Here is a 13,340-nt window from a genome sequence, read left to right as displayed (position 1 = left end):
TTATGTCGCATTTAGCGTTGCAACCGGGGTTTGACTTTCAGCAGGCAGGCAAAGAGGTCCTGGAAATTGAACGTGAAGGCCTGGCGGAGCTTGATCAATATATCAACCAGCATTTCACGCTGGCCTGTGAAAAAATGTTCAACTGCACCGGAAAAGTGGTGGTCATGGGGATGGGGAAATCCGGCCATATCGGACGGAAAATGGCCGCCACGTTCGCCAGTACCGGCACCTCTTCCTTTTTTGTACATCCGGGCGAAGCCGCGCACGGCGATTTGGGGATGGTTACACCGCAGGATGTGGTTATCGCTATCTCCAACTCCGGCGAATCCAGCGAGATCGCGGCGCTAATACCGGTGCTTAAACGTCTGCACGTACCGTTAATTTGCATTACCGGGCGACCGGAAAGCAGCATGGCGCGTGCGGCAGATGTGCATCTGTGTGTTAAAGTGCCCAAAGAAGCGTGTCCGTTAGGACTGGCGCCTACCAGTAGTACCACCGCAACGCTGGTGATGGGCGACGCGCTCGCCGTGGCATTGTTAAAAGCGCGCGGCTTTACCGCCGAGGATTTCGCTCTGTCGCATCCTGGCGGCGCGCTGGGACGTAAGCTACTGCTGCGCGTAAGCGATATTATGCATACTGGCGATGAAATCCCGCATGTTAATAAACATGCCACCCTGCGTGATGCGCTGTTAGAAATTACGCGTAAAAATCTCGGTATGACCGTCATTTGCGATGAATCCATGAAGATCGACGGTATCTTCACCGACGGCGATTTACGTCGCGTGTTCGATATGGGCGGCGATATGCGCCAGTTGGGGATCGCCGAGGTGATGACGCCAGGGGGCATTCGCGTGCGTCCCGGTATTCTCGCCGTCGATGCGCTGAATTTAATGCAGTCCCGCCATATCACCTCCGTACTGGTTGCTGATGGCGACCAGTTACTCGGTGTGTTACATATGCATGATCTCCTGCGTGCAGGCGTCGTGTAGAAACTCAAGGATAATTAACGATGAGTAAAGCAGGTGCGTCGCTTGCGACCTGTTATGGCCCCGTCAGCCCCCATGTCATGACCAAAGCGGAGAATATCCGCCTGCTCATCCTGGACGTGGATGGCGTATTGTCTGACGGCCTGATTTATATGGGCAATAACGGCGAAGAGCTGAAGGCTTTCAACGTTCGTGACGGCTATGGTATTCGCTGTGCTTTGACCTCCAATATCGAGGTTGCCATTATTACCGGACGAAAGGCTAAACTTGTAGAAGATCGCTGCGCCACGCTGGGGATTGTCCATCTTTATCAGGGACAGTCGAATAAGCTGATCGCCTTTAGCGATCTGCTGGAAAAACTGGCCATTGCGCCGGAAAATGTTGCCTATGTCGGCGATGATCTGATTGACTGGCCAGTGATGGAAAAAGTGGGGTTAAGCGTTGCCGTTGCGGATGCGCATCCGCTGCTGATCCCCCGCGCTGACTATGTGACGCACATTGTCGGCGGGCGCGGCGCGGTACGTGAGGTGTGCGACTTGTTGCTGCTGGCGCAGGGCAAGCTGGATGAGGCCAAAGGGCAATCGATATGAGTAAAACCAGACGTTGGGTTATCATTCTACTGTCGCTGGCCATTCTGGTACTGATTGGTATCAATCTGGCGGATAAAGACGATCCTGCTGCCGTGATGGTCAACAGCAACGATCCCACGTATAAAAGCGAGCATACGGATACCGTCGTGTACAGTCCGGAAGGCGCGTTGAGCTATCGTCTGATTGCGCAGCACGTTGAATATTTTTCCGATCAGGCGGTCTCATGGTTTACGCAACCGGTATTAACCACCTTTGATAAGGATAAGGTGCCGACATGGTCGATCAAGGCCGATAAAGCCAAATTGACTAACGATCGGATGCTCTATCTGTATGGCCATGTTGAAGTCAACGCCCTGGTGCCTGACGCTCAATTACGCAGAATTACCACCGATAACGCGCAGATTAATCTGGTGACGCAGGATGTTACCTCGAACGATCTGGTGACGTTATACGGCACAACATTTAACTCCAGCGGACTGAAAATGCGCGGTAACTTACGCAGCAAGAACGCCGAGCTGATTGAAAAGGTTAGAACCTCTTATGAAATTCAAAACAAACAAACTCAGCCTTAATCTTATGCTTGCCGGCTCGCTGCTGGCCGCCAGCATTCCGGCTTTCGCCGTCACGGGCGATACCGAACAGCCTATTCATATTGACTCGGATCAACAGTCGCTGGATATGCAAGGCAACGTCGTGACCTTTACGGGCAACGTGGTGATGACCCAGGGCACGATTAAGATCAACGCCGATAAAGTCGTGGTTACCCGCCCTGGCGGCGAACAGGGGAAAGAGGTGATCGACGGTTACGGCAATCCGGCCACCTTCTACCAGATGCAGGACAACGGTAAGCCGGTGAAAGGCCACGCTTCCCATATGCATTACGAGCTGGCGAAAGATTTTGTGGTGCTGACCGGCAACGCTTATCTGGAGCAGCTTGACAGCAACATTACCGGCGACAAAATCACCTACCTGGTGAAAGAGCAGAAAATGCAGGCCTTCAGCGAGAAAGGCAAACGCGTCACCACCGTTCTGGTGCCGTCGCAGTTGCAAGACAAAAACAAAGGCCAGACTCCGGCGCAAAAGAAGAGTAACTAATTCGTTATGGCAACATTAACTGCAAAGAATCTGGCGAAGGCCTATAAAGGCCGTCGCGTAGTGGAAGATGTCAGTCTGACCGTTAACTCCGGGGAGATTGTCGGGCTGCTCGGTCCAAACGGCGCGGGTAAAACCACCACCTTTTATATGGTCGTCGGTATCGTGCCGCGTGACGCGGGCAATATCATCATCGATGATGAAGATATCAGTCTGCTGCCGCTGCACGCGCGCGCGCGCCGCGGTATCGGCTATTTGCCGCAGGAAGCCTCTATTTTCCGCCGTCTCAGCGTATTTGATAACCTGATGGCGGTACTGCAAATTCGTGACGATTTGACCGCAGAACAGCGAGAAGACCGCGCCAACGAGCTGATGGAAGAGTTTCATATCGAGCATCTGCGCGACAGCATGGGACAGGCGCTGTCCGGTGGTGAACGCCGTCGTGTAGAAATAGCCCGCGCGTTGGCCGCTAATCCCAAATTTATCCTGCTGGATGAACCCTTTGCCGGCGTTGACCCGATTTCCGTTATCGACATCAAACGCATTATCGAGCATCTGCGCGATAGCGGGCTCGGCGTGCTGATCACCGACCATAACGTCCGTGAGACGCTGGCAGTCTGTGAACGCGCCTATATCGTGAGCCAGGGCCACCTTATTGCCCACGGTACGCCGACAGAAATCCTGCAAGACGAACACGTTAAGCGTGTATATCTTGGGGAAGACTTCAGACTCTGATAGGGTAGAGGGCTATGCTGCTCTAGCGGGAGAAAACGACTCTGAATATGAAGCAAGGTTTGCAACTCAGGCTTAGCCAACAACTGGCGATGACGCCTCAGCTACAACAGGCCATCCGTCTGTTGCAGTTGTCTACGCTGGAACTTCAGCAGGAACTCCAGCAAGCGCTGGAAAATAACCCGCTGCTTGAGCAAACCGATCTTCATGACGAAATCGACACTCAGCAACCTCAGGATAACGATCCTCTCGATACCGCCGACGCGCTCGAACAAAAAGAGATGCCGGAAGAGCTGCCGCTTGACGCCAGTTGGGATGAAATTTACACCGCCGGGACGCCGTCCGGCCCCAGCGGCGATTATATCGACGATGAGCTGCCCGTCTATCAGGGCGAAACAACGCAGTCGTTGCAGGATTATCTGATGTGGCAGGTTGAGCTAACGCCCTTCTCGGACACCGATCGCGCTATTGCGACATCTATTGTCGATGCGGTAGATGATACCGGTTATCTCACCGTATCCCTGGACGAAATTCGCGAAAGCATGGGCGATGTAGAGGTGGATCTCGATGAGGTTGAAGCCGTTCTGAAGCGCATTCAGCGTTTTGATCCGGTAGGCGTCGCGGCAAAAGATCTTCGCGACTGTCTGCTGATCCAGCTTTCACAATTCGACAAATCCACGCCGTGGCTGGAAGAGGCGCGGCTTATTATCTGCGATCACCTTGATCTGCTGGCCAATCACGATTTCCGCACGTTGATGCGCGTTACCCGACTGAAAGAAGAGGTGCTGAAAGAGGCGGTAAACCTGATTCAGTCGCTCGATCCCAGACCCGGTCAATCGATCCAGACCGGCGAGCCGGAGTACGTTATCCCGGATGTGCTGGTACGCAAGCATAACGGTCGCTGGACGGTGGAGCTTAATAGCGACAGTATTCCCCGTTTACAGATTAACCAGCACTATGCCGCCATGTGCAATAGCGCGCGCAACGATGCCGACAGCCAGTTCATCCGCAGTAATTTACAGGATGCGAAATGGCTGATAAAAAGCCTTGAAAGCCGCAACGACACGCTGCTGCGCGTCAGTCGCTGCATCGTCGAGCAACAGCAAGCCTTTTTTGAACAGGGCGAAGAATATATGAAACCGATGGTACTGGCGGATATCGCCCAGGCCGTCGAGATGCACGAATCCACTATATCCCGCGTGACCACGCAGAAGTATTTGCACAGCCCGCGCGGTATTTTTGAACTCAAATATTTCTTTTCCAGCCACGTCAATACCGAAGGCGGAGGCGAAGCCTCTTCCACCGCGATTCGCGCGCTGGTGAAGAAGTTAATTGCGGCGGAAAACCCCGCGAAACCGCTGAGCGACAGCAAGTTAACCTCTCTGCTGTCAGAACAGGGTATCATGGTGGCGCGCCGCACTGTTGCGAAGTACCGAGAGTCTTTATCCATTCCGCCGTCAAACCAACGCAAACAGCTGGTTTGACCCAACCGATAAGGAAGACACTATGCAGCTCAATATCACCGGACATAATGTCGAAATTACTGAAGCCCTGCGTGAATTTGTGACGACGAAATTCGCCAAACTTGAACAGTATTTTGAGCGGATTAATCAGGTATACGTGGTGTTGAAAGTGGAGAAGGTCACGCACATCTCGGATGCGACGCTACACGTTAATGGCGGCGAAATTCACGCCAGCGCGGAAGGCCAGGATATGTATGCCGCCATTGACGGCTTGATTGATAAACTGGCAAGGCAGTTAACCAGGCATAAAGATAAACTGAAACAACACTAATTGTCCGGGCAGTTAGCCAGTGCAGGACGGCCTGTTGTGTGACACAACGGGCCATTTGTACAGTTAGCGCTCCGAACCTGGCCATCAACCTGACAGGACAGGTTCTTAGGTGAAATTATGATAAATAACGATACGACTCTACAACTGAGCAGTGTACTTAACCAGGAGTGTACGCGTAGCGGCGTTCATTGTCAGAGTAAGAAACGCGCGCTGGAAATCATCAGCGAACTGGCGGCAAAACAGCTCAGTTTACCTCCTCAGGTCGTGTTTGAAGCCATTCTGACACGCGAAAAAATGGGCAGTACCGGTATTGGTAATGGTATCGCCATCCCGCACGGGAAACTGGAAGAAGATACCTTACGCGCCGTCGGTGTGTTCGTTCAGCTCGAAACGCCGATCGCGTTCGACGCCATCGATAACCAGCCGGTCGATCTCCTCTTCGCCCTGCTGGTGCCCGCCGATCAAACTAAAACGCATCTGCACACGCTGTCGCTGGTGGCGAAACGTCTGGCGGATAAAACGATCTGCCGCCGCCTGCGCGCGGCGCTGAATGATGAAGAGCTGTATCAAATCATTACTGACACCGAAGGTGAGCAGAATGAGGCATAACAACTCAATGGCATTTCTTTCTGTCGTTGTGAGGAGAAACGGTACATGGTACTGATGATCGTCAGCGGGCGTTCCGGATCAGGTAAATCTGTCGCTCTGCGCGCGCTGGAAGATATGGGATTTTACTGCGTGGATAACCTCCCCGTCGTGCTGTTGCCCGATCTGGCGCGAACGCTGGCCGATCGCCAGATTTCCGCCGCCGTCAGCATTGATGTGCGCAATATGCCTGAATCACCTGAGATTTTTGAACAGGCGATGAATAATCTGCCTGGCGCTTTCTCGCCGCAATTGCTGTTTCTTGACGCCGACCGCAATACCTTGATTCGCCGCTACAGCGACACGCGCCGTTTGCATCCGCTTTCCAGCAAAAATCTTTCTTTAGAGAGTGCGATCGATAAAGAGAGTGACTTGCTGGAGCCGTTACGCTCACGTGCGGATCTGATCGTCGACACTTCAGAAATGTCCGTCCATGAGCTGGCGGAGATGCTGCGTACCCGGCTGTTGGGCAAACGCGAGCGTGAACTGACGATGGTATTTGAGTCCTTCGGCTTTAAACATGGTATCCCGATTGATGCGGACTATGTGTTTGATGTCCGCTTTCTGCCCAACCCGCACTGGGATCCAAAACTGCGCCCCATGACCGGGCTTGATAAGCCGGTAGCCGCGTTTCTTGACCGACACACAGAAGTTCACAATTTTATCTATCAGACTCGCAGCTATCTTGAGCTATGGTTACCGATGCTGGAGACCAACAACCGCAGCTACCTTACCGTCGCTATCGGTTGTACCGGCGGGAAACACCGTTCGGTGTATATTGCAGAACAGCTGGCAGACTACTTCCGCTCGCGCGGTAAAAATGTCCAGTCTCGCCATCGCACGCTGGAAAAACGCAAAACATGACCGTAAAGCAAACAGTTGAAGTCACCAATAAGCTGGGCATGCATGCCCGGCCTGCCATGAAGCTTTTCGAACTGATGCAGGGGTTTGACGCCGAGGTGCTATTACGCAATGACGAAGGCACCGAAGCGGAAGCAAACAGCGTCATCGCGCTGTTAATGCTCGACTCCGCCAAAGGGCGTCAGATCGAAATTGAAGCCACCGGCCCGCAAGAAGTTGAAGCGCTGGCGGCGGTTATCGCGCTGTTCAATTCCGGCTTTGACGAAGACTAAACCTCCCCCTCTATACCCTATTTCCCCCAACGCCGTCCCGGTATTTGATGACAGTCCCCCCAAAACCGGGCGTGTTACGCCTGCCTGCCTCTTGTCCCGCAGCCCCGCCCTTTCGTAAGATTTGTACATTTCGTGCGCTTTACCTATGCATAAAAACATTAAGAAAACCTTAAAAAATTTCGTTTAGGTTTTGTTTAAGTTCTTTGTCCATACTAAATTTATGTGAATAAATTTTTCCAGGACTTGCCATGATCCTCTTATCGAAACAGACTCCGCTGGGCGCTGGTCGACATCGTAAATGCTATACGCATCCGGATAATGCCCGGCGTTGCATAAAAGTTATTTACAACCGTGACCACGGCGGTGATAAAGAGATTCGGCGTGAACTGAGCTACTATGCACATCTGTCCCGCTACCTGACGGACTGGAGCGCTATCCCCCGTTATTACGGCACGGTAGAAACCGATTGCGGCACCGGCTATGTCTACGACATGATTACCGATTTCAACGGCGCGCCCTCTATTACCCTGACCGAGTTCGCCGCGCAATGTCGTTATGAAGAGGATGTCGCTGTCCTGCGGCGGCTACTGAAAAAACTGAAACGTTACCTGCTGGATAACCATATTGTGACGATGTCGCTGAAGCCGCAAAATATCCTGTGCCAGCGTATCAGCGAGTCAGAAGTGGTTCCGGTGGTTTGCGACAATCTGGGGGAAAGTACCTTTATCCCGCTGGCGACCTGGTCAACATGGTGCTGTGAACGCAAACTGGAGAGAGTGTGGCAGCGGTTTATCGCCCAGCCTGCGCTGGCCGTTGCCCTGGAGAGGGACGCGCAGCCAAAAGACAAGAAACGGCTGGCGCTTACTTCTCACGAAGCTTAATGGCCTGTGCTTATCAGGCCTGGACGACACAGATCGCAGGCCGGATAAGGCGTTCGCGCCGCCAATCGGCAAAATTAATTAAGCTGGTTGCGCGTCATAAAAGATTCCCCGCCCAGTTGTCGCATCTGGCGCATAATCCACGCCTGCCGGCTACGCACATAGCCAGACGGCGCATTCGCCTTATAGCGTAACGGATTTGGCAATACCGCCGCCAGCAACGCGGCTTCAGACACACTCAAGCGACTGGCAGGTTTATGAAAATACCGTTGTGCCGCAGCCTCCACGCCAAAAATACCATCGCCAAACTCCGCGATATTCAGATAAACCGTGAGAATGCGTTTTTTGCTCCAGACAGTTTCAATGCCCAGCGTTAGCCCAGCCTCCAGACCTTTGCGCACCCAACTGCGTCCATCCCATAAAAAGAGATTTTTCGCCGTTTGCTGCGAAAGCGTAGAGGCGCCGCGAATACGGCTCTCATTCCGCTCATTATGCGCCAACGCTTTTTCAATCGCCGGAACATCAAAGCCCCAGTGCTCAGGGAACTTCTGGTCTTCCGCCGCAATTACCGCCAGCCCCATCCACGGCGAGATATCCGCCATACTGACCCAGTCAGAATGCGCCACATAACCAAATTCTCCACTTAGCCAGGCGCTAATCTGCCGTTCCGCCATCACCGCCGAAAAAGGCACCGGAACCACGCTAAACAGCGCAATGCCGCCGCCCCAAAAGACGGCGAGCGCAGCAAGGATACGTAAAAGTAGACGGCGCAAAAACGTTAACGGCGCGATGCGTCGTTTGCTCATTCCGCCAGAACCAGCACGCGCGACACTAATTTATCAATGCCGCTTGCCGCCTGAGCGATATCCTGCGCCAGCATATAGGCAGGGGTGGTCACGACCTTGTTATCCTCGTCCACAACGATATCATCAACCGGGCAAGGTACGTGTTCGGCGCCCATCTCTTCAAGTACTTCAGCGGTATCAATATCCGTCCCTATTGTCAGACGTAGCGGGAAGTCAAAGATTTTCGGCAACATTGCGGGCGCGATACAGATGAATCCCAGCGGCTTGCCGGACTGGTGCATGGCCTTCGCCAGCGCGACGACATCGCTATCCACCCGGCATTCGCTCCCCTGGCTGGCGAAATTACTCAGGTTCTTCGCCGCGCCGAAACCACCGGGCACAATGAGCGCATCCAGCTCCTCTGGCTGCGCCTGGGACAGGGGACGAATATCGCCCCGCGTAATACGCGCCGCCTCAATCAGAACGTTACGCGTTTCCGCCATCGCTTCGCCGGTCAGGTGATTAATAACATCCGCTTGTGGTTTATCCGGCGCGAAGCAGACAGCCTGCGCGCCGCTGCGGGCAATGGCCAACAGCGTCAGAACGGCCTCATGAATTTCGGTGCCGTCATAGACGCCGCATCCGCTGAGCACTACGCCAATTTTTTTCATGGTGAACATCCTCCTGCAACCGACTCAAGCCCATTAATAATTTTGATTAAAATGCTACGCTTCACACATTTAAATGATTCATGTAACAAATCATTTAGGATTTGCTATCTTAACTGCGTGCGGCCTGAAAACAGGACTGCGCCTTTGACATCATCATAATAAGCACGGCGCAGCCACGATTTCCCTGGTGTTGGCGCAGTATTCGCGCACCCCGGTCAAACCGGGGTCATTTTTTTTCCGCGTTTGCCACCCAGGCTTTCAGCACCGCGACATCGTGCTGCCACTCCTGCTTCATCTCTTCAATCCATTCCGCGACGTTATCTTCCCAGGCGGGAAGATCCGGCGACTGGATTTGCTGGCCAAGCTGTTGCAGATGACGCAGCCCTACCGAACCGGCGGCGCCTTTAATCTTATGCCCCTCCTCAACGACGCCTTTTTTGTCACGCGCCGTCAGATTGGACTCCAGCACGCTTAAATAGCCAGGCATCATTTTTTCAAACACCGCGAGACCGTCGGTGATCAATTTAGGCCCAACCAACTCGATGTATTGTTCCAGCATCGGGATATCCAGCAGCGCTTGCGCTTTATCGCTCTCTTCAGGCGTCACGGTACTCTCCTCTTTATCGGTGGCATCCCAGAATTTTTTAATCATCGCGGTTAAGGCCGGCACCGACAGCGGCTTACTCAGCACATCGTCCATACCAGCGTCCAGATACTCTTTTTTATCTTTCAGAACGTTAGCCGTAAGCGCTACCAGCGGCGGTAAATCTTCCCGCGTGTGGCGACGGGTCAGTTCTCTGGCGATATCCAGACCCGTCATATCCGGTAGCTGAATATCCAGTAAGACCAGGTCATATTCGCCTGGCGCGAACATCTCCAGCGCCGCCTTGCCGGTCATCGCGACATCCACGCTGTTACCCAGTTTTTCCAGTACCGAACGCGCCACGATCACGTTCAGTTCAATATCTTCGACCAGCAGAACATGCAGCGCGGGCAGCGGCATGTCATCTTCATCAAAGGCGTCCTCCACCTCTTCCGCCACCGCTGGCGCATGAACCGTTAGCGTAAAGGTCGATCCTTTGCCCGGCAGACTGGAAACGGTAATATCGCCGCCCATATTTTTCGCCAGCCGACGGGAGACCGCCAGCCCGATACCGGTACCCGTTGCCGGTTTGCCGCCGTTACTGTCTTTCACCTGATAATACATGGCGAAAATTTTATCCTGCTCATCCTGCGGAATGCCGATCCCGGAATCTTCCACTTCAAAGTGCAGCATGTCGCCTTCATCATAGCGCGCCCGCACCGTCACCTGGCCCTGCTGAGTAAACTTCACCGCATTGCTGATCAAATTCCATAAAATCTGGCGCAGACGCGTTCCGTCGGTAATGACTTTGTGCGGCAACGGCAGCGTCGGCTCAAGCACAAAACGTAGCCCTTTTTGCTGCGCCTGCAAACCGGAAAGGTTTTCCAGATCGGCCATAAAGCTGGTGAAATCAATGGGTTGCTTATCAAGCTGAACCTTACGCCGCTCCATCTTATCCATATCAATGATATCATTGAAAATATTGCCTAACGTCACGGCGGAGACATGGATTGTCTTAAGGTATTTTTCCTGTTCGGCGGTGAGATCGGTATCCAGCAGGATGCGGCTTAAACCGACGATGCCGTTAAGCGGGGTGCGCAGCTCATGACTGATGGTAGAGATAAACGTGGTCTTGTCGCGGCTGGCGCGCTCCAGCGCGTCCTGATAACGCTTACGTTCGGTAATATCACGACCAAATCCCATCAAGCCATGACGTTTACCGACACGGTCGTAATAAGGCACTTTACGAATTTCAAAGCAGGCCTTTCGTCCGTCGGGGTAATCCAGCCACTGTTCATAGGTCAGGGAGACGTTATGGCGGAATACTTTTTCGTCGGTTTCAATGACTTTCTCCGCCGCTTCGGGAGAGTACACATCTTCCGGCTTCAAATGCACCAGCTGTTTTTCGCTCTTGCCGGTTAGCAATTCCATTGCGCGGTTACAGCCGGAAAATTCTTTATCCTCATTACGATAAAAAACCAAATCCGGCGAGGCGTCCAGAAAGGAACGCAGAAAAGAGGATTGCTGTTCTAGCTGGATTTGCGCCTCTTCACGCTCTTTAATTTCTACTTTTAGCTGTTCAAATGTCTCTTGCAGCTCCGCTTCCGCTTTTTCGCGATCGGCAATTTCCTGATTAAGCTGGGCAATATTGTCCTTCAACTGTACGTTAAGCTTGAGATCGCGCTCGCGCATCTCCTCCAGCTTTTGCACCAGACGCGACAGTCGCTGCCTTGACTCTTCCAGTTGTTCAACAACAACGGATAAGAAATAGACCGCCCAGGGCGTAATTAACAGGCCAAAAAAGATGGAACGAATAACGTCGATACTTTCAACCTGACCATGCAGCACCATGGTCACCGCCATCTGCACGACAATCGCCAGCACCACCAATGCCAACGCCAGGAGCATGGAAAAGCGCACCAGACCCAATTTCATCATCAGGTCGACATAGTATTGCGCCAGCATACGAATTTGCTTCATAGAGGATTCCTTCACCACAACTTCGCACATAATACCCAATTATGGGAACCGCGTTGAATATTGTGCGAAATATGCGTAGCGCCCCTCATCACGCTACGCTACAGGTGGTATCCAGGGACGGGCCAGCGCAGAGCCCTGTACGCCATGCTCATTCAGGTATTTGTCCAGCTCAACCATCCCCGTCCAGCGATTCTCGCACCACAGCGGGGCAAGCAGCGTCGGACGGCGAGCGCTGGCTGAAATTCGGTGATAAATCACCTCCGGCGGCGTATGACGAATCATCTCACCTGCCGTTAGCGTGTAGTCGTCCAGTTCGATGCCGTTCAGCCGCCCCGCTTCCCAGGCTTTGGCCATCGTACTGCCTTTCACAATATGCAGCGGATGCAGTTTAATACCGTCAACGCCCGTCTCCACCACACGCTCCATGGTTTGCAGGCATTCTGCCTGCCCTTCTCCCGGCAGCCCCACAATCAGATGCGCACACACTTTCAGCCCGCGCTCCCGGGCAATCCGGGTGGTACGCTGATAGCAGGCGAAGTCATGCCCGCGGTTAATTCGGTGCAGGGTTTTATCGTGCGCGGTTTGCAATCCCAGTTCCAGCCATACCTCGTAGCCTTGATCTTTATATTCACACAGTAAATCTACTACTGCCTGCGGGACACAATCCGGACGCGTACCGACGCATAACCCGACGATACTGGCCTGGCTGACCGCCTGTTGATACATGGAACGCAGCACCTGCACTTCCGCAAAGGTGCTGGTGTAGGCCTGGAAATAGGCCAGATAACGTTTAGCGCGGTTCACCAGATGCGCCTGATGCGCAAGCTGCTCGGCAATCGAATGATGCTGCTGCGCCTCATCGGCAAAAGAGGCGACATTACAGAAGGTGCAACCGCCACGCCCGATGGTGCCGTCGCGGTTAGGGCAGCTAAAACCGCCATGAAGCGTCAGCTTATGAACCTTTTGCCCATACCGACGTAAAAGATCCCCACCAAACATATTGACTAATTTCTGTAACTGCATAATCTGATAGACCGCCTCTTAAAAAGAGGCCAAAGCCTGCCATTTTTAGTCTCCTTTGGCGATGACCTGGATCAATCGTCCCGGAAGGCTTTTACCAATTGCATAATCAAGCAAAATAAACGATATTTCATTCATAATCCCGCTGATGATTTTTCCTGATATTCCCCTCTTTTTTCAGCGTCTGCTGGGTCATCGATAAAAACAGTAGCATTCAATACTGCTCACGCTTAAAACAGCATAAAATGCCAAGATTTTTGAAAAAGAAAGGTCAGATAACGTCTGGCGAGCGGCTCTTATAGTGAGACAGATCACAGGCTTTCTGCCGCTCCGTATTAGCAGCCCCTCTATAAAAAACCTTTTAATTTCAATATATTCAAAAAGTTATCTGTGCTACAGCACACTTTTGCATAAATCAGTTTGCCATTTGACCTGGGTGTGGATTCCCGAT

General features: G+C 52.8%; 15 protein-coding genes. 11 read left to right on the top strand and 4 right to left on the bottom strand.

Annotated elements, in window-relative coordinates; genetic code table 11:
• The first annotated feature begins 2 nt into the window (after positions 1-2).
• From kdsD to yrbL, 11 genes are all read left to right on the top strand, one after another.
• The gene (gene kdsD / locus J4617_RS07785) at positions 3-989 is read left to right on the top strand and encodes an arabinose-5-phosphate isomerase KdsD (protein WP_000018617.1); all 987 of its coding nucleotides are present in this window, start codon (positions 3-5) and stop codon (positions 987-989) included.
• Positions 990-1,009: 20 nt separating this feature from the next.
• Complete coding sequence (kdsC, locus tag J4617_RS07780; protein ID WP_017465417.1) at positions 1,010-1,576, top strand: 3-deoxy-manno-octulosonate-8-phosphatase KdsC; 567 nt, start codon at positions 1,010-1,012, stop codon at positions 1,574-1,576.
• Positions 1,573-2,148, top strand: coding sequence for an LPS export ABC transporter periplasmic protein LptC (gene lptC / locus J4617_RS07775; RefSeq protein ID WP_000047845.1), 576 nt, complete (start codon positions 1,573-1,575; stop codon positions 2,146-2,148). Before kdsC ends, lptC begins: the two co-directional genes overlap by 4 nt.
• Positions 2,117-2,671, top strand: a complete 555-nt coding sequence (gene lptA, locus J4617_RS07770) for a lipopolysaccharide ABC transporter substrate-binding protein LptA (protein ID WP_000669770.1) — start codon at positions 2,117-2,119, stop codon at positions 2,669-2,671. The genes lptC and lptA overlap by 32 nt, the downstream gene beginning before the upstream one ends.
• A 6-nt stretch (positions 2,672-2,677) precedes the next feature.
• Entirely contained in the window at positions 2,678-3,403 is a 726-nt protein-coding gene (lptB, locus tag J4617_RS07765) for an LPS export ABC transporter ATP-binding protein (protein WP_000224104.1), read from the top strand.
• A 47-nt stretch (positions 3,404-3,450) separates the two neighbouring features.
• Positions 3,451-4,884 carry an RNA polymerase factor sigma-54 gene (rpoN, locus tag J4617_RS07760; RefSeq protein WP_000809020.1) on the top strand — a complete coding sequence of 478 codons (1,434 nt, stop codon included), beginning with the start codon at positions 3,451-3,453 and terminating at the stop codon, positions 4,882-4,884.
• Between the two features lie 22 nt (positions 4,885-4,906).
• A complete protein-coding gene (hpf, locus tag J4617_RS07755) occupies positions 4,907-5,194 on the top strand; it encodes a ribosome hibernation promoting factor (protein WP_001176589.1) in 288 nt (95 codons plus the stop codon).
• A gap of 117 nt (positions 5,195-5,311) precedes the next feature.
• A complete protein-coding gene (gene ptsN, locus J4617_RS07750) occupies positions 5,312-5,803 on the top strand; it encodes a PTS IIA-like nitrogen regulatory protein PtsN (RefSeq protein WP_000609332.1) in 492 nt (163 codons plus the stop codon).
• Positions 5,804-5,848: 45 nt separating this feature from the next.
• A complete protein-coding gene (gene rapZ / locus J4617_RS07745) occupies positions 5,849-6,703 on the top strand; it encodes an RNase adapter RapZ (protein ID WP_000243749.1) in 855 nt (284 codons plus the stop codon).
• The gene (npr, locus tag J4617_RS07740; RefSeq protein ID WP_000216797.1) at positions 6,700-6,972 is read left to right on the top strand and encodes a PTS phosphocarrier protein NPr; all 273 of its coding nucleotides are present in this window, start codon (positions 6,700-6,702) and stop codon (positions 6,970-6,972) included. Before rapZ ends, npr begins: the two co-directional genes overlap by 4 nt.
• Before the next feature lie 248 nt (positions 6,973-7,220).
• Complete coding sequence (gene yrbL / locus J4617_RS07735) at positions 7,221-7,853, top strand: PhoP regulatory network protein YrbL (protein WP_000602196.1); 633 nt, start codon at positions 7,221-7,223, stop codon at positions 7,851-7,853.
• 74 nt (positions 7,854-7,927) lie between these two features.
• Here the strand turns inward: yrbL and mtgA are convergent, their stop codons facing one another.
• From mtgA to J4617_RS07715, 4 genes are all read right to left on the bottom strand, one after another.
• Positions 7,928-8,656, bottom strand: coding sequence for a monofunctional biosynthetic peptidoglycan transglycosylase (gene mtgA, locus J4617_RS07730; RefSeq protein WP_000044657.1), 729 nt, complete (start codon positions 8,654-8,656; stop codon positions 7,928-7,930).
• Positions 8,653-9,306: an isoprenoid biosynthesis glyoxalase ElbB gene (elbB, locus tag J4617_RS07725; protein WP_000719822.1), complete on the bottom strand. Its 654-nt coding sequence runs from the start codon at positions 9,304-9,306 to the stop codon at positions 8,653-8,655. The genes mtgA and elbB overlap by 4 nt, the downstream gene beginning before the upstream one ends.
• Before the next feature lie 226 nt (positions 9,307-9,532).
• Positions 9,533-11,869, bottom strand: coding sequence for an aerobic respiration two-component sensor histidine kinase ArcB (gene arcB, locus J4617_RS07720; protein ID WP_017465416.1), 2,337 nt, complete (start codon positions 11,867-11,869; stop codon positions 9,533-9,535).
• 93 nt (positions 11,870-11,962) lie between these two features.
• On the bottom strand, positions 11,963-12,892 hold the full coding sequence (locus J4617_RS07715; protein ID WP_001176879.1) for a TIGR01212 family radical SAM protein: 930 nt from the start codon (positions 12,890-12,892) through the stop codon (positions 11,963-11,965).
• Between the last annotated feature and the right edge of the window lie 448 nt (positions 12,893-13,340).

The sequence above is a fragment of the Salmonella sp. 32010601201800023SM genome, assembly GCF_017572235.1.
GTDB lineage: Bacteria > Pseudomonadota > Gammaproteobacteria > Enterobacterales > Enterobacteriaceae > Salmonella > Salmonella enterica.
Note: the sequence above shows the minus strand (reverse complement) of the source record. Positions and strands in the feature narration are given on the sequence as shown.